The organism is Achromobacter sp. CF-sbj1-Ac2-l (assembly GCF_052698165.1).
The window spans coordinates 4,422,411-4,446,606 of record NZ_CP199855.1 but is presented as its reverse complement, the minus strand read 5'-3'; the positions used below and the strand labels follow the sequence as shown (position 1 = coordinate 4,446,606).

The window sequence follows — 24,196 nt, the reverse complement described above, 5'->3', positions numbered from 1 at the left end:
CGTTTGGCGGGGGTAAACTCCCCCACCGCCCCGTCGCATCGGAGCGCCTGACCGTCGCCATGCAACTGTCCCACCCGGATCGAGGAGTGGACGATGCAACGCCATTTCCTTGTCCTGTTGTTGCTGTCGCTGACCCAGATCGTCGGTTGGGGCGTGGTCGGCGTGCTGCCGGTCATCGCCGCGCCGGTCGCGTCCGACCTGGGCGCCACCTTGCCGTCGATATTCCTGGGCACGTCGGTCATGTATGTCGCGATGGGGCTGGCCGCGCCGCTGACCGCCCGCGCGTTCCGCCGGTTCGGCACGCGCCGGGCGATGGCGGCGGGCGCCGCGCTGATCGGACTGGGCCTGGCCCTGTTGGCGCTGTCTCCGGGCCTAATGGCCTTCTGGGCCGCCTGGGCGCTGATCGGCGTGGCGGGCGCCGCCTTCCTGACGACCGCCGCCTATGCCTACGTCGTGGAATATGCGCAGGCACAGGCGCGCGGCCTCATCGGCACGCTGATGCTGGTGACGGGCCTGGCGGGCAGCGTGTTCCTGCCGGTCACGGCGTTTCTCGATCACCTGATCGGCTGGCGCGATGCGCTGCTCGTGTACGCCGCCGTCATGGCGCTGGCCGTGGGCCCGCTGCTCTGGTTCGGCCTGCCCGCGACCGGGGCGCCCGCGACCGCGGCCGCGCGGCCCGGCGCAGGCGCCCATGGCAGGATCTTCGCGCTGCTGGTGACCGCGATAGCCTTGAACAGTTTCGTCACCTTCGGCATCCAGGCCGTGGGCGTGCCGCTGCTGCGGGCCATGGGCATGGATCTGGCGCGCGCCGTCGCGGTTGCGTCGCTGCTGGGCGTTTTCAAGGTCGGCGGGCGCTTGCTTGACCTGCTGGGCGGCGGGCGCTGGGACGGGCTGTCCACCGGCATTGCCGCGGGCGCCATGATTCCGCTGGGGCTGGCCGCCATCTGGATCGGCGGCGCGGGCCTGCTGCCGGTCGTCGGCTACCTGCTGCTGTTCGGGGTCGGCAGCGGCGCCTTCGCGGTGGCGCGGGCCACCATGCCGTTGGTGTTCTTCGACAAGGCCGGCTATGCGGCGGCGATGGCCGCCATCGCCTTGCCGATGAATCTGATCAACGCCCTGGCGCCGCCGGCGCTGGCGGTGTCGATGGAGCAGGCCGGCGCGCCGGTCACGTTCGCGCTGCTGGGCGGGCTGAGCGTGCTGGCGCTGGCGGCGCTGCTGGCGCTGCTGGCGCTGAGCCGCTTGCGACCGCCGTAGCGGTCGAAGTCCGCCCAGGCCTCGGACCAGTTGAAGGCGACGCCGACGATGCCGACGCCGCCCAGGCGTTGGTCGACGGCCAGCAGCTTCGCCGCCGCGCGCATGAAGGTATCGCTGACGTTCGCATCGGGGGCTCGCGGATCGCTTGGACCTTGTCGCACAGGTTGCTGGCGTCCAGGGACGGCTATGCAGCGCTACGTATCACTGGGATTTATAAGGGGCTTAAGCCGTTGCTTGAACCAGCGCGGTGAACAGCCGAGCAAAGTCGTCATTCCTAGGGTTATCCCTAATCTCTTCCTCGCCCTACCATGCCGGTCCGGTTCAACAAGGCCCCGGAACAACAACAGGCGATCATCGCGCCACCCGGCCGGGGCGACATAGGAAGCAAGCATGTTTGGCCTATTTTCTGGTCTGCGTATCCGCGCCCGCCTGTCCGGCGCGTTCTTGATGGTGGCGCTGCTGGGCGGCGCGGTCGGCGCCTTCGGCGTGTGGGGGCTGGCCCGTATCAACGACATGAACAGCCAGCTCTACGAGGTCGAATTGCGCGGCCTGTCCGACATGAAAAACGCCAACCTGCAGTTGGTGTATGCCGGCCGCGCCCGCAACAGCTATCTGGCGGCCTCCACCGAGGCCGAACGCGAGGCCAGCCGTAAACAGTTCGACAGCGCCGTGCGGCGGCTGGACGCGCTGCGCGATCGCGCCGCCAGCTACTACCTGGCGCCCGAGGACCGCCAGTTGCTGGCGCGCTTCAGGCAGGCGCAAGACGCCTGGAAGCGCGACGCCGAGGCTTTCTTCACCGCCGCCCGCGAGCTGCCGCTGCGGGCGAAGGATTCGCGCGCCGTCGAGATCGAAAAGCACGTGATTGCGTCCTCGGAGCAACTGGACGGCGTCATGGACCGGCTGGCCGAGTCCAAGGAAGCCAGCACCGCGCGGTCGGTGCAGGCGGGCTCCGACCTCTACGAACGCACGCGCCTCATCATGATCGCGCTGTCGATCGCCGGCGTGGCGCTCGGCATGCTGCTGGGCGGGTTCATGACGCGCGGCATCGTGCAGCCGCTTGGGCAGGCGGTGCAGGCCGCGCGCCGCGTGGCCGCCGGCGATCTGACCGGCGACATCCGCGTCGTCACGCGCGACGAGACGGGCGACCTGATGATCGCCCTGCAAGCCATGAACCACGGCCTGGCCGCTATCGTGCGCGATGTGCGCGATGGCTGCGAAGGCATCGCCTCGGCGGCCTCCGAGATCGCCCAGGGCAACGCCGACCTGTCGCAACGCACCGAGGAACAGGCCGCCTCTTTGGAGCAAACCGCCGCGTCGATGGAGCAACTGACCAGCACCGTGCAGTTGAACGCCAGCCACGCCGGCCAGGCCGAGCAACTCGTCACCCAGGCCTCGGCCGTGGCCGTGCGCGGCGGCAATGAAGTCGATGGCGTGGTGCGCACCATGGACGCCATCTCCGACAGCTCGCGGCGCATCGCCGATATCACGAACGTGATCGACAGCATCGCCTTCCAGACCAACATCCTGGCCCTGAATGCCGCGGTCGAGGCCGCGCGGGCCGGCGAGCAGGGCCGGGGCTTTGCCTTGGTGGCGGGCGAGGTTCGCACCCTGGCGCAGCGCTCGGCCGTGGCCGCCAAGGAGATCAACGCCCTCATCAACGAGTCCGTCAGCCGCGTCGAAGACGGCGCGCGGCAGGCCGGCGCCGCCGGCCGCACCATGCGTGAAGTGGTGGCCAGCGTGGGTCAGGCCGTGACGCTGGTGCGCGAAATCGCTGGCGCCTCGGCCGAACAGTCCACCGGCATCGGCCAGGTCAATCAGGCCGTGGCGCAGATGGACGGCGTCACCCAGCAGAACGCCGCGCTGGTGGAAGAGGCCGCCGCCGCGGCCGCGAGCATGCGCGAGCAGGCCGGACGGCTGACGCAACTGGTCCGGCGCTTCCAGGTCGATGCGGTCACCGGCGCACGCGTGCTGGCGGCGCGACCCCTGCCCGCGCTGTCCGCGTCCGAATGAGAGAGGATCGTCTCATTATTGCGAACAACGGAATATGCCGTTTCGGTCGCGGATATTTGGCAGAATGGATTCGGGTAAAACGTTTCGCCGATCGCGGCGAGGGCTGGCGCGCGGCGGCCGCCGGCCCTCGCGAGTGCGTCGCTTAGAAGTAGGCCAACGCGTAGGTGACGTTTGCCTGGACCGAGCCCGTGCTCGACGTGACCGCTCCGGGTCCGCCCACAACGGACATGCGGGCCCAGTAGCGCAGCTCGTTGCCGCCGCCGGTCAGTTGCTTCGCGTTCGCGGCGCTGGGGGTGGCGGCAAGATTGACGGGCGTGGTGCCATCGCTCTCGAGCAACTGCACGGCGACGGCGGTGGCGGTTCCGGTACTGGAGATCTTGCCCAGCTGGGTGTTCGTGAAGGTGCCGAGGAACTGGACCGCCACCTTGGACAATTTGCCGTTCGGGTTGGGGGTGGTCCCCGTATCCTCGTCGAACGAGCAGCCCGTCAGGTGGATGACGACGGGCACCGAGTCGGAGAATTTCCCGGGGCCATTCAGCATGCGCTGGGAGACCTGGCCCAGGTCGATCGTCATGTTGCTGTCGGCGGCGGAGATGGAGCAAGGCCCTTCGATGACCGTCGCCGAAAAGGTGATGGTGCCGGAGCCGCTGGTGCCCGCCGCAAATCCTGGCGCTGAATGGAACGCGACCGCGGCGGCGAGGGCGAGAGTGGATTTCTTGATCATGGGTGACTCCTGTGTTTCCTCTGTGGAAAGTGCATGAATGGTCGCGGACCGTATCTGGCGGTCCGCAACCGTGAAAAAGCGTGCGCGGGTCGCGTCCCTATTCCTTGACCCGTTCCTTGAATACGCAAACCCCCGCCGCACAGTGGTAGCGGCTGACGCGCATGCCGCCGTAGTCGTCGACATTGCCCATCATCAACTGCTTGGCGTCCGCGGGTAACTGGGCCTTGACCGCTTGCTCGGACAGCGGCGCGAGCATGATCGGCGTGTCGAAGCCGGGCAGCAGTTGCTTGCTGTCCGTGCCCAGCCACATCACCGTGAGGTAATAGGGCGACGTGTTCTTGAGCGTCAGGGTGCGGCCATCGGTGCGCGCCTGCAGGGCCTGTTCCGGCGCCGCCTCGCCGCGCTCGCCCAGCTTGGGCGGCCGTATGAACAGCTTGAGCTGGCTCTGCGTGGTCAGTTGCAGGAGGCTGGCGTCCTTGTCCTTCGGCGCCGGCGGGATTTCGCGCACGTTGAAATAGAACAGGGTCTCGCGGTCCTGCGGCAGGCGGGCCTTGGCCGCGGCGCTCATCTGCATGATCCGCACCTGCGCCTTCTTGCCCGCGTCAATGCGTTGCAGCGGGGGCAGCGCCAGCAGGTCGTCGGTCATCTTGCCGTCCTGGTCCTCGACCCAGGCCTGCGCCAGGTAGGGGGTATCGGTGCTTTCGTTGGTCAGCACCACCGAGACCGACTTCTGTTCGGTGCCCAGGATGATGCGGGTGCGATCCACATTGACCGCGCCCTGGCAGAGGGCGGGCAAGGCGAGCCAGGCGCAGAGCAGCGGTCCGGTGATATGTCTGAGTTTCATGTTTTCGCTTTCAAAATGAACGTCATGGGATGCGGGATATCAGGTCTCATTGGCAGGGCAGCGGCTGCGGGCCCTGGGCCAGCGCCGCGGGCGCGGGCAGGGTCAGGTGGCATTCCTTTTCGCCAGCCCAGGTCACGGTGAGCGCGTCGCGGTCTTCCGCGGTCACGCCGCTCAGATAGACCAGCCCCTCGTCGCCCACCATGCCGGCCGTCATGCCGGAACGGGAGGACAGCACCAGGGCGCCCAGCGGCGGGGCGTTGCCGTCGCTCAACCGGACATGGCCCAGCACCTGCTCGCCCTGGCTGGCGCGGATGCGGGAGTAGCCGATGGCGCCCTCGGTCAACACCTGGCTGATGATCGAGTCGGCCACGTCGACGTCGTCGGGCAGGGCGTTCACGTCCACCGCGACGTTGCTTTCGCGGTAGCTCGACACGTTGTTGACCACGGCGATGCCAAAGCGATTGGTAACGCCGTTGCCGTAGTCCACCGGCACGCCAGTGATCCCGTCGGTGTCGACCACCAGGCGCGGTTCGTTGCCGGAGGCCGGCTGGCCGAATGCCGCGCCCGCGGCCGTGGCCGTCATCGAGCCATACCAGCTCAGGCCGACGTTGCGGTATTGGCCGGGCTGCACGGTGAAGTCGGCGCTGGCTCGGCCATAGGGCGTGCGGCTCTGGATGCTGCCGCTCATGCTCTGGCGCCGCGAGTCGTAGTAGCGTTCGTCGCTCGCGTTCAGGTTCCAGGTGGTGTTCGGATGGCTGAAGTCGGTGTAGCCGACCGTGTGCTGCATCAGGCTGTCGCCGCTGCGCTGGTAGCCATAGCTGAACTGGCGGTTGTCGCCTATCGGGATGCTGATCGTGGCGTAGATCTGGTTCTCGGCCTGGCCATAGAAGCTCTGGGTACGGGCCAGCGACAGTGACATGTTGATGTTGCGCAGCGGCCCGATGTTGGCGTTCTTGCTGAGCGTGATCATGTAGTGGTTGTTGGTCGCCGAGTCGTTCCAGTAGTTCAGCCGGCTCAGCGACAGCGACACGCTCATGTCGAGCGGCTGGATGTGCTGGCTGTATGCCACCGTGTAGCTCTGCTTCTCGTCGCGGAAGAATTCGTCGCGCAGCACCGAGCGCATGACGTATTCGGGCAGCGACAGGAAGTGCCGGCCGGAGAATCGGTAGCCCATGAAGGCGATGGTGCTGCCCAGGCCATCGAAGGTCTTGGCGTAGTTGACCCGGTAGCTGTAGCCGGTGCGGCGCGGGGCATGGGCGAACGGCAGCCGGGCGTCCGAGCGCGTCACGTCCGCCGACAGGGCGCCCAGCCGGCCCAAGTTCTGGCCGGCGCCCAGCGCCAGCGCCCGGTATCCGTCCTGGGTGGCAACGAAGCCGCCATACAGCGAGGTATCGTTGAACGCGCCCCAGGTGGCTTCGGCCGTCATGAAGCCGGGCCTGACCACGTGGTTGTTGGCGCGGCCGCCGAACAGCGGCCGTCCGGCCGAAACCTGGTAGCGCAGGTTGCCCTTGCGCGTCATGAACGGCACGCTCGCCGTCGTGATCTGCCACGTACGGGTGCTGCCGTCGCTCTCCGTCAAGGTGACGTCCAGATTGCCGCTGATGTTCTGGTTCAGCGCCGGCAGGACGAAGGGGCCGGGCGACACTCGGGTCTGGTAGAGCAGGCGGCCGCTCTGGCTGACGGTCACTTGCGCGTTGCTGTTGGCAATGCCGGTCACCTGCGGCGCATAGCCCTGCAGCGATGGCGGCAGCATGCGCTCGTCGCTGGCCAGGGTGACGCCGGCGAAGCGGATCGGATCGAACAGGGAGGACGACAGGTACGTCTGGCCCAGCGTCAGCTTCGATTCCCATTGCGGCAGCGGCCGGAACAGGTAGGTCTGCGGCAGGATGGCGTTGGTTTGCGACTTGCCGTGGCTGTCGTGGCGGCTGTACTGGTAGTCGCTGCGCAGGCGCCAAGCGCCCAGGTTCAGGCCGGCGGTGCCGTACAGGGTGTAGCTGGACGAGTTGCTGCCCTGCTGCGCCATATAGCGGTTGGCCAGCAGGTTGTAGTCGAGGATCACGCCGTTCACGCCCGTGCTCCAGCGCGCCGGCGGCACCCAGTCCGGGTCCTGGTAGCGCAACCAGGCCTGCGGCACCGTCACGGTCAGCGACTGGCTGTCCGGGCTGTAGGCGACCTTGCTGTCAGGGGTGTCGAGGTCGACGCAGGGGCCGGCGTCGGTGTTGACATTGGCGAGCCGCGCCGCGGCGTCGTCCTTGAGGGCCAGCATCTCGAGCATTGCCGGAGTGACACAGAACACCGTGCCGTCGTCTATCACCGGCACCGCCTTGACCTGGTACTGGGCCTGGAGCAGGCGCTGGTTCAGGTAGAAGTCGACCAGGTAGGTGCCTGGCGCCACGTAGCCGTCGCGGCTGAAGGTGGACAGGTCGACGTTGCGCTTGTCCTTGGTGTTCAGAAAGCCACTGCTGAACTCCGTGGCGTGCGCCGACAGCACATAGGTACTGATTGCCATGATGGATGCCAAGCGGGCCAGGGTCATGATGTTTTTTGCCATATTCCGGCGTGAGAGACTGCCGGAAAACCTCGGCGTCGATGTGGCGCCGCATCGCGGCCACCTCGGTACGGAAAGCGCGCGTCGGAAATCCCCCGCCGCCATGGCGGCGGGGTTCCGTACGCACGGAATGGCGGCGTCTGGCCGCTTAGAAATACGTCAGCGTGTAGGTGACCGAGCTGCTCACCGTACCGGCCGTGACGCCGGTGGCGGCGGTCGATGCCAGCCGGGCGAAGAAGTTCAGCACGTTGGTGTTGCCCGCCGTGAGTTGTTGGGCCGTGGCCGCCGTAGGGGCGGTGTTGAAGTTGACCGCGGTGGCGTTGTCCTTGCCCAGGATCTGGACCGCGACGTTGGCGGCGTTGCCCGTGTTCGTGAGCATGCCCTTGGCCGCGTCGGACGTGGTGCCGGCGAAAGACACGCCGACCTTGGAAAGCTTGCCGTTCGCGTTGGCGCCTGCGCCGGTATCCGCTTCGAACGAGCAACCCGTCAGGTGGATGGTGATCGGCACCGAAGCGGAGAACTTGCCAGTTCCGACCAGGTCCTTGCGGGAGATCTGGCCCAGGTCAATGTTCAGGGCGGAGTCGGCGGCCGAGATGCTGCACGGCGCTTCGATGATCGAGCCGGTGAAAGTGATGGTGCCTTGACCGAATTCACCGGCGGCGAATGCCGCGACCGGACCCAGCAGGGCGGCGGTGGTTGCAGTGGCGAGGAGCGTCTTCTTAAGCATGGATAGTCCTTATTGATATCCGAGGGAGCTAGCCTGCGCGGTTGGCCGCGCAGAGGTTGAAAAAACGGATAGGCCGGGCTCGGAAAATGATGGGTCGGCTTGGCGCCGTTTTTTCATCAGCCCGAATGAGAAGCTATTGCGTTCGCATGAGATGTCGAGGCGTTGGTTCAAGAGGCCTGGCCGCGCTGAGGCGCCAGGCGTGCGGAGGAATATGTGATGTTCCCGTCATGGACGGAATCTTGCATAGCGCGGATTATCTGAGCATTAACTCGCGTCAGATATCGAGAGGGGGCGTCGGAGCGCCCCGGTGGGCGTCCGTCAGGACGCCCTCGGAGGACGCCCATGAGGGGCGTCCGGCAGGATCGGCGGGAAGGAAAGGCGGGAAGGAAAGGCCGAAAGGAGGAGCGGCTCAGGCGCGCCAGGCGAGCACGGCGGCGACCGCCACGCAGACCGCCGCGAATACCCGCTGCAGCACCGCTTGCGGCACGCGCGGCGCCAGCGCGCGGCCGGCCGTCATGCCGGCGATGGCCGCGGCCACGAAGGTCCATTGCGCGGTCGACAGCGTCAGTCCGTGCAGCAGGGCGGAACTGACCGTGGCGGCCGATACCAGCGCGATCACCATGAGCGAGGTCGAGACGATGCTGATCATGCGCGCGTCGCTGAAGTGTGTCAGCGCCGGAACGATGATGAAGCCGCCGCCGACCCCGAGCATGCCGGTGCACAGGCCGGACACGGCGCCGATGCCGCCCAGCGTGACGGCGGTCAGGCGGTTCCAGACGAAGCGGCCGGTTTCGGGCGAGAGCCGGCAGGCCTTGCGCGGGGCGTCGGCCGCGCCCGGGGCCGGCGCGCGGCGGCGCGATTGCTGCACCATGCGGGCGGCCACCAGCAGCATCACCGCTGCAAAAGTCAGACTAAGCCAATGCGCCGGCAAGCGCCGCGCCAGCGACAATCCCAGCGGTGCGGTCAGTGCGCCCACCGCGGCCATCAACATGGCGGCCTTGTAGCGCACCAGCCCGCGCATCAGGCCCTGCAGGGCGCCGACCGCCGACGCGATGCCCACGGCGATCAGCGCCACCGGCGCCGCCTGCGTCAGCGTCAGGCCCAGGCCGAACATCAGTGCGGGCACGGCCAGAATGCCGCCGCCGGCGCCGGTCAGGCCGAGGGAGACGCCGATGCACAGCCCGAGCAGGGTCGCGGTCACCATCATTAATTACTTTTAGAAATTAACTTATTACTTCAAATAAGTATAACGTGCCGGGATGGGGTTTCTGCCATGCGGATTTTGTTGGTCGAGGATGACGCCTCCATCGCGCTGGCCATCCAGGCGGGCCTGGGGTTGCAAGGGTTCGTGGTGGACGTGGTCGGCAACCTGCGGCAGGCCGACCTGGCGGTGCAGACGTCGCATTTCGGTGCCTGCGTGCTGGATCTCGGGCTGCCCGATGGCGACGGCATGGGGCTGCTGGCGCGATGGCGCGCGCGCCGCCTGAACCTGCCGGTGCTGGTGCTGACGGCCCGCTCGGCGGTGCCGCAGCGGGTCGACGCGCTGCGCGCCGGCGCCGACGACTACGTCCTCAAGCCGTTCGACCTGGACGAACTGGGCGCGCGCCTGCAGGCGCTGATGCGGCGGACCGCCGGGCACACCACCGATCGCATCGAGCACGGCCGCCTGACGCTGTTCGTGTCGCGCGGCGAAGTGCTGCTGGACGGCAAGCGCATCGCGTTGCAGCGCCGCGAGCTGACGCTGCTCAGTACGCTGTTGCAGCATCCCGGGCAGATCCTCACCATGGATCAGTTGCGCGACAGCCTGTACGGCTTCGATGACCGGGTCGAGAGCAATGCCGTCAACGTCCACATCCACAAGCTGCGCCGCAAGCTCGGCGCCGATCTGATCGAGACCGTGCGCGGCTGGGGCTACCGGCTGGGGATGCCGGCGCCGTGAGTCTGCGCACGCGCCTGTCGATGTTGCTCGGCGTCGTCTGGCTGGTGGTCGGCGGCGCCGTCACGCTGTGGATGTTCGAGCACGCCAGCGCCCAACTGGACGCGGCGCTGGACTCCCGGCTGGCGGCGTCGGCGGCGATGGTGACGCGGCTGGTGACGCAATGGCCGCGCGACGCGGCGGTCGGCCTGCCGGACATGGCCGCCGCCAGCGGCGCGCCGGCGCGCGGCGGCATCGCGTGCGAGGTCGGCGCCTTCGGCGCTGGCGCGACCCCGGCGTTCACGGTGGCGCGGGCGCGCGCCTCGCTGGCGCTGCAGGCGGCGCCGCTGGGGTTCGGCTCGTTCAGCCGGGCGGGCGCCACCTGGCGCACCTACGCCGTCGAGGCCGAGGGCATGCGCGTCGCCACGGCCTGCCGCACGGACATCCGGGCCGAGCTGCGCCGAGAGATGGCCTGGACCGCGCTGCTGCCCGGCGTGGCCGGCCTGCTGGTGGGTTTTGCGCTGCTGTGGTTCGGCGTCGGCCGCGGCCTGGCGCTGGTCGAAGGGCTGCGCCGCCGGCTGGCGTGCGAAGCGCCGTGGCCGGCGCACGACCTGCCCGGCGACAAGGTGCCGCGCGAACTCATGCCTTTCACGCAGACGCTGACACACCTGTCGCAGCGCATGGAGGACATGCTGCTGCGCGAACGGCATTTCTCGGACCACGCGGCGCACGAGATGCGCTCGCCGGTCACGGCCATCAAGGCGCACCTGCAGGTGCTGGAGCGCCTGCCGGCGATGGCCGGCGATGCGGCCAGCCGCCAGGCGGTCGCGCATGCGCTGCAGGGCACCGCGCGCCTCGAACGCCTGATCGAGCAATTGCTGATGCTGGCGCGCGCCGACGGCGATGATGCCGACGCGGCCTGCGACGCGCTGGCGGTGCTGGCGCGGGTGGCCAGCCGCAAGCCGGCGCGGGTGCGCTGGCATCTGCCCGCCAGCCGGCCCTGGGCGGCGTTGCCGGATGCGCTGCTCGATTGCGCGGTGCGCAACCTGGTGGACAACGCGCTCAAGTACTCACCGGCGCACGCCGATGTCCAGGTCCACGTCTCGATCGCGGCGGCCGATCTGGTGGTGACGGTGCGCGACCGCGGGCCGGGGCTCACCCCGGCGCAATGCGCGCGGGCGGTCGAGCCGTTCTGGCGCGGCGGGCGCCAGGGCGAGGGCGCGGGCCTGGGACTGTCGATCGTGGCCGCCATCGCGCGGCGCCACGGCGGCGCGCTGGCGTTGGAGTCGACGCCGGGCGCGGGCCTGCGCTGCCGCCTGAGCGTGCCGCTGGCCCTCGCGGCCGGGCTCAGTCCCAGGAGCGCGAATAGCGGTGATCGAGAAACAGCTCCGGCAGGCCCGACACCTGCTTGAAGCGCAGGACCTCATCTCCGTCCATGCCGAGCTGACGGGCAATGTCGGCGTCGCTCCAGCCGGCCTTGAGCAGGCGCACGACGATATCGGTCATGGGCATCACGCCGTGCACGCCGCGCGCGCGGTTGTGGCGGATGGTGGCGGCGATGCGGTCGGCGGCGCCGGCGCGGCCGTGGCGGATGACCACGATAGGCAGGTAGCCCTGCAGGCGCTGGCGGATGGGGCCCTTCTTCTTGCCCACGCGCTGGCGGTGAAAGCCGTCCACCACGACGTAGCGGGCGGGGCCCGCCTGGTGCGCAACGATGGGCTGGGTGTATCCGTCGGCGGCGATCGACAGCTCCAGCAACCGCATTTCGGGCGGCGCGACGCTGTTGGGGTTGTAGTCGTTGGCCTCGATCCGCTCGCCGGGGACCCATTGCACGCAATCGACCGGCTCGGCGGCGAAGGGACTGTGCTCATGCAGGCACAGGCGGATCCGGTTGATGGCTTCGATCCGCTGGCGGATCGGCAGGCTGTCCAGTTCGTTGAACAGCATCCTGGCCCGGCTCTCCAGGCTGTCGAGAAGTGGCATGGGCATTCCTTTTCAAGGTGATCCAGTTGCCCCGGCTGGTGTGGGGCTGGAAGCCGTAGGGTTGCAGCAGCTCGGCGCTGAGCCAGGGCACGCGCAGGGTGCAGGGCTGGTCCAGACCGTCGATGTAGTCGAGCACGCGCTGGCGCAGCGCCCGGAACAGGCCCAACTGGCGCGCTTCGGGGCGGATGTAGCCGTCGCGGATGCGCACCGTGTCGCTCAGCAGTTCGATGCTGACGAAGCCGAGCACGCGGGCATGGCTTTTCCGCCTGACGATGAACCAGCGGTGCCGCGGACTGTCGTTCAAGGGATAACCGCCGCAGTCGCGGCGCACGGTGGCGCTGGCGAAGAAGCGGCCCATCTGCGCGAAGAAGGCGCGTTCGTCGTCGTACGAGCGCAGCAGCAGGAAATCGTAGTGTTTCAGGGGATGCGTCATGGTGCGGCGCGCGCAGGCACGGGAAGCAGGCTGTCGATGTCGCAGCGCGCCGGGCCGAACGACAGCGATCGCGCCATGTCCTGCTTGAGCAGCGACAGACCGATGCGGCGCCAGGAGGGCTGCGCCTTGCGATTTTCGAGGTCGGGGATGCCGGCGTCGGGCCACATCGCCAGCGGATGGCCGCGTTGTTCCCACCAGGCGATGAAGACGTCGATGCGCCGGGCGTACACCTGGCGCAGCGCGACCGGCATGCTGTCGAGCAGGAACTGGCTGTACTGGCGCCAGGTATCGAAAGTGGGCGGCAGGCCCAGCCCGCCGCGATAGCCGAGGAAGCGTTGGCGGCAATAGCGCGCCGCGTAGTTGGCGCCCTGCACGCGCTGGACGGCGCGAAACCAGGTCTCGGGCTCGAGCTTGTGGAACAGGTCCAGCCCCTTGCGCTGGTCGTCGCCGTAAGGTTGGCAGATGCGCATCTGCGAATACGGCACGCCGGCGCGCAGCATGTGGTCATAGAGGCGGTTGTAGGCATGGCCGTTTTCGCCGGTGTAGCGCCACAGGTCTTCGAACTTCCAGTCATAGATCGGGAAGAAGGTGACGGCGTTGTCGCGCTGCTTGTCGCGCGTGCTCCAGGGCAGCGGCTTGTGCGCGCCGGGCGGCGTCCAGGCGCATTTCTTGGTGCGGCGCTTGATGGCGAGATAGCGGTTGAGCGACTCGTCGGAGCGGATGCCGACCAGGAACGCGGTGGCCTTGTCGCGCGCCAGCCATTGGTTGAATTCGGGCACGAATTCCTCGAATTCCATGCGGTGGCGGTAAAACGGAAAATAGCCGGGATCGCTGATGACGGACGGATGCCGCGGCAGCGGCCGGATCCAGTCGGCCTCGCGGCCGGGCTCCCAGGTGCACCAGTAGGGTTCGCGCAGGCTCGACGCGTTGCGCAGGTTGATGGGCAGGCAGATCCACCAGGGGCGGACGTCGGCGCGGTCGAACATGTGCGCGACGTGGGCGATGGTGGCCTGGTATTGCCCTTCGAGGTCGATGAAGACCGCGTGCACCGGGCCGCGGCCCATTTCGCGCGCGACCTCGAGCGCCAGGTGCAGGGTGACGGAGCTGTCCTTGCCGCCGGAGAAGGCGACGCAGACCTGCTCGAAGTGCTGGAACACCAGCCGGATGCGGGCCTTCGCGGCTTCGTGGACGTCGAGGTCGCGGTAGTGTTTCAAGGCCATGGGTCGTGCATCCTGTTCGCGTCGTGCCCGGCCCGTCGCGCGGGCGGGCGTCGCGGCGCGCGGAACCGGCCGGACAGGGGCGGGTCATGCGTATGCGTCGCAACAAGCGTGTGAGGATAGCCCGATCCCAAGGCGTGAACGGGGTCATTCCGTCCGCTATTTTCTGGAGATCGGCGCGCCCGCCCTGTGCGTGGCGGGCATTCGTCTTACCCGTGGCCCGGAGCGCCCAGCGTGTCGACGCAGGCGCTTGCGGACCGAATTTCCAGGTTCAGGTCAGCCGGGCGCCGTTGGGCACGTCTAGCTCGGGCGTCACCAGTACGGTCTGGTCGGCGGCATCGGCCAGGCCCAGCACCAGCACCTCGGAGCGCACCGGGCCAACCTGGCGCGGCGGGAAATTGACGATGCCGAGCACGCGCTTGCCCGGCAGTTGCTCCAGCGTGTAGCGGCCGGTGATCTGCGCCGAGCTTTTCTTGACGCCGACCCCGGCGCCGAAATCGATGGTCAGCTTGTACGCCGGCTTGCGCGCCTCGGGGAAGGGATCGGCGGCGATGATGGTGCCGACGCGGATGTCGACCTTCATGAAGTCGTCGAAGCTGACGGTGGGGGCGGGCGGGGTGGCGGGGTCCTGGGTGTAGTGCATGGGCGTGGATGATCGGTACAGGGGAAGCGGGCGGCGGCGCCCGCGATGGCCCCATCATGCCAGATCGATGCGGCCGCGGGTCGCGCGCAGGGTGCGCAGGGTGGCCAGGTCGACCAGCGCAATGCGGCCGTCGAGGGTGCCGACGGCCAGCCTGCCGCCGTGCGCGGCAAGCGCATAGAGCACGGTGGCGATGCCGCCGATGCGGACCCGGGAGGCCAGCAGCAGGTCGCCGCTTGCGGCGTCGATCAGCATCAGGGTGCCGTCGAGGAAGGCCGCCAGCACCAGGCCGTCGGCCACCACGATGGCGCTGGCCGAGGCCGGGGTGGCATGGCGCCAGCGTTCCTGGCCGCGCGCCAGCGATTTGCGGTAGATGAAGCCGCGATATTTGTTGCCGACCGTGGGCGAGTAGTGTTTGCCGGCGATCACCACGCCCGCGCCGAGCGCGTCGTCGATGTAGGCGCCGCGGCATTCCATGGCGTGGCTGGCGGACGTGCCATCCGGCTTGAGCAATGGCCAGAGGCGCTCGATGCGGCCATCGGCGTGGACCCGGCACAGGTGCTTGCCTTCGTGCGAATTGGGCGGCGTGCCCTGCAGCGCGAACAGATCGGGCGCGCCGTTGATGCCGATGTAGTGGTTGAAGCAGTCGTAGTGGCCGAGATCGAGGCGCCGTGCTTCGGCCAGGGTGGCATCGAGCAGGACGTCGCCCGCGGCGCGGCGGCGCCCATCGACGCGGTCGCGGCGGCCCAGCAGGCGGCCGTCGGCGCTGGCGCAGAAAGTGTACTGGCCATCTTCGTCGCGCACAGTCGTCAGCTCGCCGTCGCGCAGCGCGTACAACCGCGAGTCGCGGCGGAAGCGGGCGGCGGGATCGGGCGGGGCGATCGCGTGCACGACGAGCGGCGTGGTGGGCAGGATCTCGGCGCCGCGGCCGCTGCCGTCGTGGCGCGCGAGCAGCGCGCCGTCCACGCGGTAGCGGTCGAGCAGGCAGTTGTCGTGGACCGCGGCGAGCGTGTCGGCGTCGAGCCAGGCGAGATCCCAGATGGCGCCGCGCAGGCCCAGGTCGGGCAGGCCCAGCCAGTCGGCCAGGCGCCGGGCGGCGTCGTCGGCATCAGGCGGCGTGGCGCGGTCGAGGGTGGCGGTGGCGGGGTCGAGTTCAGGCGTGGCCACGCCTGCGGCGGTCTCGACGCGCAGCAGCGTTTCGAACGCCGCGGGGGCATCGTCGTCCTGTTCGTCCCAAGATTCGTCCCAGGGGCGGACCCAGGCCTGGATGCGGCCGTCCTCCAGGTAGCGGCACCGCACCACTTCCGGCACGTTGAGGAAGGGGCGATGGCAGGCGCCGCTGTCCCAGTTCCAGGCGATCAGCTCGCCTTCGAACATATAGCCGCCGTCGTAGCTGCCCGCGCCGATGGCGATGACGGGTTGGTCCGGATGGAAGGCGATGTCGTTGACGGGCAGGCGCGACGCGTCGCAGGCCGCGAACGGCGCGGGGTCGCCGCGGCGATAGAGGCCGACGCGATAGCGCAGCGCGGCGCCGCCATAGGCGGCGCGCGCGGGCGGGTTGATCAGCAGGGGAAAGGCCGAGGCCACGGCGACGATGTCGCCGGCCGGGTGGAAGAACACGCCGGTGATCCGGCCGGCGCCTTGCAGCGCCGGATTCATGAATGCGTTCACGATTCTTGCAGCCGCCGCGCTTGCGCGCGAGGCGGCTTCAGGCTTCGCGGGCCACGGATCGGGCGCGTGAAGGCGGCGGGGCGCGGCGCGGCGGCGGGCGGGCGCATGGGCGGACGGCCGTCAATGACGCGTCATGATTTGGCGGCGGCGGCCGTGGTGGCGCTTTTCTTGCCGCGCGGCTTGGCCGCGGGCGTTTCGTTCACCGGCGGCGTGTCGAACTCCTGTTTGTTTCGTTCGCCCCGCGGGGTGTTTTCCGGATGGGGTTTGGGAAAGGCCCAGGGTTTCGTTTTCTGATCCATTGCTTGTACTCCTTGCACAGGCGGAACAGTAGCATTTGCCGTGGCCGTGAGTAAGTGAGGGTTGACGTCAATATTCATCACATCGTGATATGAGGAAGCGGTTGGGGCGGCGACGCGGGCGCGGTGCGGCGGGCGGTGGCGCGGCGGGCCGGCTACCGTACGACCGCCGCGGCGTCGCAGCGTTCATTTCTGGAGGCTTGGTGTCTGGATTTCACCGCATGAGCGCATTGCTTTAATGGCCCGTGCGGGCCGCGGCGTCATGGCGGCGCTGGCGGGAGGCCGCGTCGGCGGCATCCTTGCAAGGGACCGCCGCGGCGCCTGCCGCGAGGCCTGTCCCGATTGCATCCGAACATTTTACCTTGGCCGCGCTGCGCGGCGCTGCGCGGCGCGCTGGCGCGGCGGGCCGGGAGCGCGCCGCACGCGGCGGGAAGTCGCCATCCGGCGCCGGCTCGGACTCATCCATTTGCGTCGCTGAAAGCAGTAGTCGCCGCCGCCCCGGGCGGGACTACGATGGGGCCGTGCACATAGGGAGGGAACTATGGACACGACCAAGGAATGGTACGCCGCCGTCAAGGAATGGCAGCGCGCGCGCGACGAATTGACCGCGGCCGTCGCCGCGATCAAATGGCCCGATCCGACGCCGGCCTGCCTGGCCACCTACGACCGCGCCTACGCCCATGAAACCGCCGCGCGCGAGCGCATGAACCAGGCCTACGAACGCGTCCGACGATAGCGTGCACGCGGGTTGCTACACTGCCGCGCATGACGCAATCCCAGACTCTCCTGACGATCCGGCAAGCGCGCCCCGGCGATGTGGCGGCGCTCGAGGACATATTGACGCAAACCTACGCGGGCACCTGGCGGCCGCAGATGACGCCGCAGAAATACCAGTACTTCCTGGACAGCGGCAAGATCCCGCGATACGTCGCCGAGCGCGGCGCGCGGTTCCACGTTTGCGAGGCCGACGGCCGCGTGGCGGGCATGGTGGATTGGGAAAAGAACTTCATCTGGGCCCTGCACGTGCATCCGGCGCTGCAGCGGCGCGGCGTCGGCGCGGCGCTGCTGGCGCTGGCCGAGGACGGCATGCGCGCCGCCGGCTTCGGCGACGCGCGGCTGGAGACCGACACTTTCAATATGCAGAGCCGCGCGTTCTACGCCAAGCATGGCTATGCCGAGGTCGACACTTATCCCGACGAGGAGTGGGACAGCGGCTTCACCACGGTGCTGCTGGTCAAAGCGCTGGCGTGATCCCGTGGGCGGGCGCGGCGGCGCGGGAAGCCGTTGATGTGATCCGTTGATGTGATCCGCTGCCGGCGGCGCTGTTGCCGGGGAGCCACGCGCATTGTGGCTCCATGAATTAAGGGTTATATGGCTCTCGCAATGGAGCCAGCGCGGCGCTATGGTGTGTTTTTCCTTTCCACTGCCCATTCCGCCATGTACCTGCCGTCCGCCTTCCGTGAAGATTCCATCGAGGTCCAGCACGATTTCATCCGCGCGCACCCCCTGGGGGTGCTGATGACCAGCGGGAAGGGCGGGCTGATGGCCAATCACATTCCCTGTCTGCTCTATCCGGAAGGGCCGCAAGGGGTGCTGCGGCTGCACATGGCGCGCGCCAATCCGCAATGGCAGGAACTGGCCGCCGGCGGCGAATGCCTGGTGGTGTTCCATGGCGCGCAGGCCTACATCACGCCGTCCTGGTACGCCACCAAGGCGGAGACGCACAAAGTCGTGCCGACCTGGAACTTCGTCGCCGTGCATGTTTGGGGCCACGCGCGCATCCATGACGATCCGGCCTGGGTGCGCGCGCAGATCGGCGCCCTGACCGATGCGCAGGAAAAGGCGCGGGCGCAGCCGTGGCGCGTCGAGGACGCGCCCGAGGATTTCATCGCGGCGCAGATGCGCGCCATCGTGGGCGTCGAAATCGCGATCACGCGCATCGAAGGCAAATGGAAAGTCAGCCAGAACCGCACCGTGGCCGATCGTCAGGGCGTGGCGGCGGGCCTGGCCAATGAGCAGGGCGATGCGGTGATGGCGGGTCTGGTGGCCCGCCGCGGCGGGCTGGCGTGACCGGCGGGCGTTGAATCGCGGCGCCGCGGCCCCATACCAGGCAGGCGATGGCCGCGGCCTGCAGCGCCGCCGCCGCCGCCAGGAACCAGAACAGCGGGTGCGGCCCCTGGCCGGCCAGCGTGCGCAGCAGGCCGAACACGGCGGGCGCGAAGGCATAGGCGCCCTGCGACATGGCCACGATCAGCGGCACCACGCGCGCAGCGTCCTCGCGCGCGAATTCGGTCTGCGCGATCAGCGGCGGCAGCGAGGTGGCATTGCCGATGCCGGCTCCGAACAGCAGCACGCCCGCCCACACCGCCCAAGTATGCTCCATCGCCAGCATCAGCACCAGCGAGCCGGCGATCTGCGCGCCATAGGACAGGCAGGCGACCAGGCGGCGGTCGGCCGAGTCTGGCATCAGCCAGCCCACCAGGCTGCGGCCGGCGATGGCGCTGGCGGTGGCCAGTCCCATCGCGATGCCGGCGGTCTGCGCACCCAGCAGCGGCGCCAGCAACGACAGCAGGTGCGCGATCAGGCCGATCTGCGCGAACAGGCCCAGCGCCATGCCCGCGCCCAGCGACAGGAAGGCGCGGTCGCGCCATAGCCGCGGCACGCGCGCCAGCGCGGCGGCGGCAGCCTGCGCCGGCGCGTCCGGCGGCACGCCGTCGGGATGCTGGCCGAGTTGTTGTGGCGTGACGGCGAACACCTTGCGCGCCAGGACCGCGATCACCAGCACCATCGCCAGGCCGACCCACCAGGCCGCCTGCGCGAAGCCATGGCCCGCGATCAGGAACACCCACAGCGGCGAGAACACCACGCCGCCGACGCTGGCGCCGTTGTAGGCCATGCCCAGCGCGGCCGGCCGGCGCTTGACGAACCATGGCGAGATCAGCGCGTTGACCGCCGCCGCGCCGAGCGTGACCCAGCCCATGCCGGAGAACAGCGCGGCCGCGTACAACTGCCACGGCGCGGTCGCGCGGGCCCAGCCCGACACGCCCAGCGCCAGCGCGATGGCCCCCGCCAGGGTCACGGTGGGCACGCCCCAGCGCCGGTACAGGCGCGGCAGGTTGGCCACGACCAGCGTGCCGCACAGGAAGTGCAGCGTGACGGCGGCCGACACCAGCGCCACGCTCCAGCCGGTGCGCTGTACCACCGCGTGCAGGAACACCGGCGGGCCGTAGAAGCCGACGCCCCAGCCGAAGACGGCCAGCACGAAGGTGGCATAAAGGACTTTCCGACCGAAAAACAAAGGCTGTGGGGTGCGCATGGCGGGTGGCGGCGAGGGCGCCGGCTGTCTTGTTGGGATGACTCGCAGTATGCTTGGCCCTGTAGACAACACTTTGGCCAGGACCGAATCATGGAATCCGAGTTCGCCGATATCAACCTGTCGGCCGTCGCAGGCGCGATCGCCGATCCGGCGCGGGCGCGCATGCTGTGCGTGCTGCTCGATGGCCGGGCCCGCACCGCCACCGAGCTGGCGGCGGCCGCCGAGATCGGCGCCTCCACCGCCAGCAGCCATTTCCAGCGCCTGCGCGAGCAGGGGCTGGTGGAGCAGGCGGCGCAGGGCAAGCATCGTTATTACCGGCTGGCCAATGCCGAAGTGGCGCGCGCGCTGGAGGCGCTGCTGGTGGTGGCGGGCGCCGAGCGCGCGCCGTTCAAGCCCAACACGCCCTCGGCGTTGCGCGAGGCGCGCACCTGCTACGACCATATGGCCGGCACGCTGGCCGTGCGCATCCATGACGCGATGCTGGCGCGCCAGTGGCTGGCGGCCGATGGCCGCGATTACGCGCTGACGCCGCTGGGCGAGGCCTCGCTGGCGCAGGTCGGCGTGGACGCGGCGCAGGCGCGCCAGCGCCGCCGCCGCTTCGCCTGCCCCTGCCTGGACTGGAGCGAGCGCCGCTCGCACCTGGGCGGCGCGCTCGGCGCCGCGCTGCTGGACGCATTGCTCGCGCGCGGCTGGATCGACAAGGACCTGGATTCGCGCGCGCTGTCGGTCACGCGCAAGGGCGCGCGCCAGTTTCCCGCGTTTTTCGGCATGCCCGACGAGGCGTCCGGCGATAGCGCGGACTGGCGCCGCGCCGGCGGCCATGCCGCGGCCTAGGGCCGGTGTGAGGCGCCTTGTAGCGCGGACAGGCCCTGGCCCGTCATGACATCGCCTTGCCGCGGGCGAGAGGCCGCGGCGGTTTTCGCACACCCCATCGACATCGCGCGTCGCCCCTTGGCCGGCAGGCCGGGGCGGCGCACCCACCGCTTTTTTCATCGGGCATTTGCCCTGTACAGGAGGTGGCCTTGCCTACGCTGGCCCTGCACGCTTTCCGCCGCATTCTGCCAATCGCGACGGAACTGCGCATCGACGTCAACCATGCTCCGCATGAAGTGGAGACGGAGCTCGATGCCATCCACGACCGCATGAATCGTCCCTCGGACCGCTTGTATGGATTGCCGGAGGTTCAAACCGACATCCCTGGCATGGTGCTTCGCTACCGCGAAGCCGATGGCGAGTATTACGTGTATGTGGTGGACGCGCGGCGCGGGCGGCTGGCGGGCTACACGGTGTTCAACCGGCTGATCGAGGTGGGGCGGCGCGCCGATCCCTACGTGCGCGCGCCGCACTCGAAATACGCCGCGCCCTACCAGGGCATGGGGCTGGCCACGGCGGTCTATCGCTGGGGGCTGGATGCCGGCCTGTGCATCATGAGCGGCGCGCGCCAGTCGACCGGCGCCCACCGCCTGTGGCTGGCGCTGGCCCGCGACTACGAGCTGGGCTACGTCGACCTGCGGCGCAAGCGCCTGACCTACCTGGGCGCCTCGGTGACGCCGACGGTGCTGGGCGACCTGCATACCCGGATGTTCCTGCTGGGACGGGGCTGGACCCGATCCGACTACCTGCGGGCGACCGGCATGCACGCGCCTGAAAGTGCGCTTTCGCAACAGTCATAGGGGAAATCCCCGGGACGGATCAGCGTGGTGACGGCCCGACGAGCGGGTCATCTGGCTGTCACCCGCGTACCGCCTGATTGTCCGACCGGCGCGGCGCGTCCGACGGAAACGGGGACGCAATTCGCGCATTGCAACAATGTTTCTATCGGATGCCGGAGTTACAAAACTTATCCGAACTGTCATGAACAGCCGGGGTATGCTGGATCGCAGAAAGAGGGCATCCGAAGTGCATCAGAACAACTTGATCTACAAGGGATACCGGCTGACGGCCAAGGTGTCCCGGGGCGCGGGCGAAGAAGTTCAGACGCTGCCCAGCGGCCCCGTTTTCATCGCCTCGATCATGGTGGTCCAGGCGGGCGCCGTGCAGGAAGGCGGCGACGAATACCCCGTGCCGCGCTTTGCCGAAGGCGGCTTCGTCTACAGCCCGCGCGAGGCGGTGCATGCCGCCATCCTGCACGGGCGCGAAATCGTCGACGGCCTGACCCACGTGCCGTCCTGACGCCTGGCGGCGCCAGGATTCATTCGGCCGCGAACACGGCCTTCCAGTCGCGCGTCTTGGCCAGCGTCAGCACGCTGGCCGATTGTTCCAGAATGGCCACGGCCTTCTTGAGTTCCTCGGCCGATGCGCCGTCTTCCAGGATCACCATGCGCGAGTTGCGCGCATCGGCCATTTTCACGTCCGACATCTTGCCGTGGGTCTGGTAGACCTGCGTCCAGTCCATTTTCTTGCCCGCCTTGAGCGCGATCGGCTCGATATAGGTCAGCGCGGTGCTGCCGGCCGCGCGCACCGCGAAGGCGAAGTCGGCGGTGTGGCCGCTGCTGCCCTTGGCGCGCGCGCCCTTGACCATGCGGTTGGGGCCGACGCCGGCCGCCAGCGCCCGGCCCACCTGGGCGCGAAAACGCAACTGGCTGAAGCGCGGCATCCATTTGGCGCACTGGAACGACAGCGCCATGGCCAGCTTGACCGCGTCCCACAGGGCTTCCTGCAACTGCTCGTTGGGGCCCGTGGCGACTATGGCACCCGACTTGTCGAAGTGCGCCAGGCTCACGCCAGGCGTCTCGTTGAGGATGTCGATGCGCTTGGGCGCCAGCTCGATGCCGTAGCTGGAGGCATGCATCGACGTCTCACAGGCGTCGGTGAGATAGAACGTGGCGTCGTCCGGATATGCAATGAAGAACGCGGCGTGCTGGCCGTCCAGGCCCAGCGTCATCGGCGAGATGGCGCGGATGGCGTGCTCGCCCGCCGGCAGGACGGTCCAGCCGGAGGCTTCCAGGAAATTGCTCATAGGATCAGTTCGATTTGACGGCCCTTGAGGGGATGCGCGAAACCGCCGGTCAGGGTGAGGTTGGCCCTCGGCAGGAAATACTGCATCAGCTCGGCGATCGTGTGCAGGGCGGGCACGACGGGCTCGGCATAGCCTTCGCCTTCGTCCACCCAGATGTGTTCATGGCTGCGGTCCGCCAGCGGCTTGCGGTACTGCGGCCGGCCTTCGCCCACCAGGCTGGTGTGGAACGAGTCGTCGGTATCCACGCCGAACACGCGGTGCGGGCCGACGAACAGGCTGGCGCAGAAGGCCTCCGCCAGAAAGATGGTGGCCTGGCCGTGCACCACGGTGCGGGCGCCGCGGTAGATGGCGCGGAAGATCACGTCGTCGCGCGCCTCGCCCTTGACCCGGCAGGGGCTGGCGAACTCCATCCAATGGATGCTGGCGGCGGCCGGTTTCGGGGTCCAGGTGATCTGCTTGACCGTTTCCTTGGGCTCCGCAAGGATCTCTTGCACCTCATCAACGGTGATTAACGGTTCGAACTTGTTGGCCATGGAACGGATCTAGTAACTGGAAATGCGCCGTGCCGCCCTCGTCGCCGCGGCTGGGCGCGAGGGGCGTGAGCACGCTTTTCCCGTCGGGCCGGCCAACGGGAAAAGCCCCCTCGCTGGGGAGCTCTGGCCCGCGCAGCGGGAGTGCGCGGGGGCGTAATCTTACAAGATGAAGACCGTGTCGGCTTTTGGCTGTATGGATATCCAGCGTCCGCCGCATCGCGGCCAGCGCCCTACAGCGAGCTGGCGGCGAACGTATCGCATTGCTTGAGATCGCCGCTGTCCAGGCCGCGCTTGAACCAGCGCACGCGCTGCGCCGACGAGCCATGGGTGAAGGCGTCGGGCACCACGTAGCCCTGGCTCTGCTTCTGCAGCCGGTCGTCGCCGATGGCGGTGGCGGCGGCCAGCGCTTCCTCGACGTCGCCGCTTTCGAGGATGTTGCGGGCGGCGTTGGCGCGCTGCGCCCACAGGCCGGCGAAGCAGTCGGCCTGCAGTTCCATGCGCACCGACAGCGCGTTGGCCTGCGACGGGTTGCGCCGGCGCAGGTTGTCGACCTGGTCGGAGATGCCCAGCAGGTGCTGCACGTGATGGCCGACCTCGTGCGCGATGACGTAGGCCTGGGCGAAATCGCCGGGCGCCTTGAAGCGGTTCTGCAGCTCGTCGAAGAACGCCAGGTCGATGTAGACCTTGCTGTCGCCGGGGCAGTAGAACGGTCCCATCGCCGCCTGGCCGGTGCCACAGGCCGTGGGCGTGGCGCCGCGGAACAGCACCAGCTTGGGCGGCACGTACTGGCGGTTCAGGTCTTTCTGGAAGATGGCGCTCCAGGTGTCCTCGGTCTCGCCCAGCACCTTGGACACGAAGCGTGCCTGCGGGTCGTTGGCGGGCGGGCGGCTGGCGGGGGCCTGCTGTTGCTGCGTGGCCGGTCCCTCGGCCATCTGCAGCACCACGCTGGGATCGACGCCGAAATACATGGCGACCAGGGCCAGCACGATAGTGCCGATGCCGATGGTGCCTCGGCCGCCGATGCGCGGACCGCTGGCGCGGCGGTCTTCCACGTTGTCGCTTTCGCGGGAATCATCCAGGCGCATATTGTGTCTCCGGGCGGCCGCGGCCGCCATGTGTTGCGTCG

The 24,196-nt window shown here is 68.8% G+C and carries 25 protein-coding genes; 10 read left to right on the top strand and 15 right to left on the bottom strand.

The window, feature by feature from the left end:
- The first annotated feature begins 93 nt into the window (after positions 1–93).
- Positions 94–1,254, top strand: coding sequence for an MFS transporter (locus ACUDCK_RS20215; RefSeq protein WP_175166592.1), 1,161 nt, complete (start codon positions 94–96; stop codon positions 1,252–1,254).
- A gap of 390 nt (positions 1,255–1,644) precedes the next feature.
- Positions 1,645–3,264 (top strand): methyl-accepting chemotaxis protein, encoded by a 1,620-nt coding sequence (locus tag ACUDCK_RS20210; RefSeq protein ID WP_445659255.1) that lies wholly within the window; start codon positions 1,645–1,647, stop codon positions 3,262–3,264.
- Between the two features lie 142 nt (positions 3,265–3,406).
- Here the strand turns inward: ACUDCK_RS20210 and ACUDCK_RS20205 are convergent, their stop codons facing one another.
- From ACUDCK_RS20205 to ACUDCK_RS20185, 5 genes are all read right to left on the bottom strand, one after another.
- A complete protein-coding gene (locus ACUDCK_RS20205; RefSeq protein ID WP_175166594.1) occupies positions 3,407–3,988 on the bottom strand; it encodes a fimbrial protein in 582 nt (193 codons plus the stop codon).
- A 97-nt stretch (positions 3,989–4,085) separates the two neighbouring features.
- Positions 4,086–4,832 carry a fimbria/pilus periplasmic chaperone gene (locus ACUDCK_RS20200; RefSeq protein ID WP_175166595.1) on the bottom strand — a complete coding sequence of 249 codons (747 nt, stop codon included), beginning with the start codon at positions 4,830–4,832 and terminating at the stop codon, positions 4,086–4,088.
- A 46-nt stretch (positions 4,833–4,878) separates the two neighbouring features.
- Entirely contained in the window at positions 4,879–7,341 is a 2,463-nt protein-coding gene (locus ACUDCK_RS20195; protein ID WP_244976805.1) for a fimbria/pilus outer membrane usher protein, read from the bottom strand.
- 187 nt (positions 7,342–7,528) lie between these two features.
- On the bottom strand, positions 7,529–8,107 hold the full coding sequence (locus ACUDCK_RS20190; RefSeq protein WP_064526124.1) for a fimbrial protein: 579 nt from the start codon (positions 8,105–8,107) through the stop codon (positions 7,529–7,531).
- Positions 8,108–8,516: 409 nt separating this feature from the next.
- Positions 8,517–9,314 carry a sulfite exporter TauE/SafE family protein gene (locus ACUDCK_RS20185; protein ID WP_175166597.1) on the bottom strand — a complete coding sequence of 266 codons (798 nt, stop codon included), beginning with the start codon at positions 9,312–9,314 and terminating at the stop codon, positions 8,517–8,519.
- 66 nt (positions 9,315–9,380) lie between these two features.
- Here ACUDCK_RS20185 and ACUDCK_RS20180 point away from each other — a divergent pair, with 66 nt between their 5' ends.
- Positions 9,381–10,046: a response regulator gene (locus ACUDCK_RS20180; protein WP_054503141.1), complete on the top strand. Its 666-nt coding sequence runs from the start codon at positions 9,381–9,383 to the stop codon at positions 10,044–10,046.
- Positions 10,043–11,434: a sensor histidine kinase gene (locus tag ACUDCK_RS20175; RefSeq protein ID WP_175166598.1), complete on the top strand. Its 1,392-nt coding sequence runs from the start codon at positions 10,043–10,045 to the stop codon at positions 11,432–11,434. Before ACUDCK_RS20180 ends, ACUDCK_RS20175 begins: the two co-directional genes overlap by 4 nt.
- On the opposite strand, the gene ACUDCK_RS20170 is transcribed toward ACUDCK_RS20175, so the two are convergent.
- The 6 genes from ACUDCK_RS20170 to ACUDCK_RS20145 form a co-directional block, all read right to left on the bottom strand.
- Entirely contained in the window at positions 11,370–12,005 is a 636-nt protein-coding gene (locus ACUDCK_RS20170; protein ID WP_175166599.1) for an IbrB-like domain-containing protein, read from the bottom strand. The genes ACUDCK_RS20175 and ACUDCK_RS20170 overlap by 65 nt on opposite strands.
- The gene (locus ACUDCK_RS20165; protein ID WP_116792002.1) at positions 11,890–12,438 is read right to left on the bottom strand and encodes an N-acetyltransferase; all 549 of its coding nucleotides are present in this window, start codon (positions 12,436–12,438) and stop codon (positions 11,890–11,892) included. The genes ACUDCK_RS20170 and ACUDCK_RS20165 overlap by 116 nt, the downstream gene beginning before the upstream one ends.
- Positions 12,435–13,658 carry a DUF3440 domain-containing protein gene (locus ACUDCK_RS20160; protein WP_175166600.1) on the bottom strand — a complete coding sequence of 408 codons (1,224 nt, stop codon included), beginning with the start codon at positions 13,656–13,658 and terminating at the stop codon, positions 12,435–12,437. The genes ACUDCK_RS20165 and ACUDCK_RS20160 overlap by 4 nt, the downstream gene beginning before the upstream one ends.
- Positions 13,659–13,926: 268 nt before the next feature.
- The gene (locus ACUDCK_RS20155; RefSeq protein WP_054431565.1) at positions 13,927–14,298 is read right to left on the bottom strand and encodes a tRNA-binding protein; all 372 of its coding nucleotides are present in this window, start codon (positions 14,296–14,298) and stop codon (positions 13,927–13,929) included.
- Positions 14,299–14,352: 54 nt separating this feature from the next.
- Positions 14,353–15,966, bottom strand: a complete 1,614-nt coding sequence (locus ACUDCK_RS20150; RefSeq protein WP_175166601.1) for a PQQ-binding-like beta-propeller repeat protein — start codon at positions 15,964–15,966, stop codon at positions 14,353–14,355.
- A gap of 131 nt (positions 15,967–16,097) precedes the next feature.
- A complete protein-coding gene (locus ACUDCK_RS20145; RefSeq protein WP_155755497.1) occupies positions 16,098–16,343 on the bottom strand; it encodes a hypothetical protein in 246 nt (81 codons plus the stop codon).
- 460 nt (positions 16,344–16,803) lie between these two features.
- On the opposite strand from ACUDCK_RS20145, the gene ACUDCK_RS20140 reads away from it, so the two are divergent.
- The 3 genes from ACUDCK_RS20140 (at position 16,804) to ACUDCK_RS20130 (ending at position 18,332) form a co-directional block, all read left to right on the top strand.
- Positions 16,804–16,998, top strand: coding sequence for a hypothetical protein (locus ACUDCK_RS20140; RefSeq protein WP_054503136.1), 195 nt, complete (start codon positions 16,804–16,806; stop codon positions 16,996–16,998).
- Between the two features lie 29 nt (positions 16,999–17,027).
- On the top strand, positions 17,028–17,513 hold the full coding sequence (locus ACUDCK_RS20135; protein WP_054503135.1) for a GNAT family N-acetyltransferase: 486 nt from the start codon (positions 17,028–17,030) through the stop codon (positions 17,511–17,513).
- A 186-nt stretch (positions 17,514–17,699) separates the two neighbouring features.
- Positions 17,700–18,332, top strand: coding sequence for an FMN-binding negative transcriptional regulator (locus ACUDCK_RS20130; RefSeq protein WP_175166602.1), 633 nt, complete (start codon positions 17,700–17,702; stop codon positions 18,330–18,332).
- Here the strand turns inward: ACUDCK_RS20130 and ACUDCK_RS20125 are convergent.
- Positions 18,220–19,578, bottom strand: a complete 1,359-nt coding sequence (locus ACUDCK_RS20125; protein ID WP_175166603.1) for an MFS transporter — start codon at positions 19,576–19,578, stop codon at positions 18,220–18,222. The two genes, ACUDCK_RS20130 and ACUDCK_RS20125, sit on opposite strands and share 113 nt — an antisense overlap.
- Positions 19,579–19,668: 90 nt before the next feature.
- Between ACUDCK_RS20125 and ACUDCK_RS20120 the strand changes: the two genes are divergently transcribed.
- From ACUDCK_RS20120 to ACUDCK_RS20110, 3 genes are all read left to right on the top strand, one after another.
- Positions 19,669–20,412 carry an ArsR/SmtB family transcription factor gene (locus ACUDCK_RS20120; protein ID WP_064524193.1) on the top strand — a complete coding sequence of 248 codons (744 nt, stop codon included), beginning with the start codon at positions 19,669–19,671 and terminating at the stop codon, positions 20,410–20,412.
- Between the two features lie 188 nt (positions 20,413–20,600).
- The gene (locus ACUDCK_RS20115; RefSeq protein ID WP_054503132.1) at positions 20,601–21,251 is read left to right on the top strand and encodes a hypothetical protein; all 651 of its coding nucleotides are present in this window, start codon (positions 20,601–20,603) and stop codon (positions 21,249–21,251) included.
- A 226-nt stretch (positions 21,252–21,477) separates the two neighbouring features.
- A complete protein-coding gene (locus tag ACUDCK_RS20110; RefSeq protein ID WP_081273436.1) occupies positions 21,478–21,750 on the top strand; it encodes a hypothetical protein in 273 nt (90 codons plus the stop codon).
- Positions 21,751–21,769: 19 nt separating this feature from the next.
- Here ACUDCK_RS20110 and ACUDCK_RS20105 read toward each other — a convergent pair whose 3' ends face one another.
- From ACUDCK_RS20105 to ypfJ, 3 genes are all read right to left on the bottom strand, one after another.
- Entirely contained in the window at positions 21,770–22,537 is a 768-nt protein-coding gene (locus ACUDCK_RS20105; protein WP_054486619.1) for a hypothetical protein, read from the bottom strand.
- On the bottom strand, positions 22,534–23,070 hold the full coding sequence (locus ACUDCK_RS20100; protein WP_054503129.1) for a hypothetical protein: 537 nt from the start codon (positions 23,068–23,070) through the stop codon (positions 22,534–22,536). The genes ACUDCK_RS20105 and ACUDCK_RS20100 overlap by 4 nt, the downstream gene beginning before the upstream one ends.
- A 230-nt stretch (positions 23,071–23,300) precedes the next feature.
- Positions 23,301–24,155: a KPN_02809 family neutral zinc metallopeptidase gene (ypfJ, locus tag ACUDCK_RS20095; RefSeq protein ID WP_054486621.1), complete on the bottom strand. Its 855-nt coding sequence runs from the start codon at positions 24,153–24,155 to the stop codon at positions 23,301–23,303.
- Between the last annotated feature and the right edge of the window lie 41 nt (positions 24,156–24,196).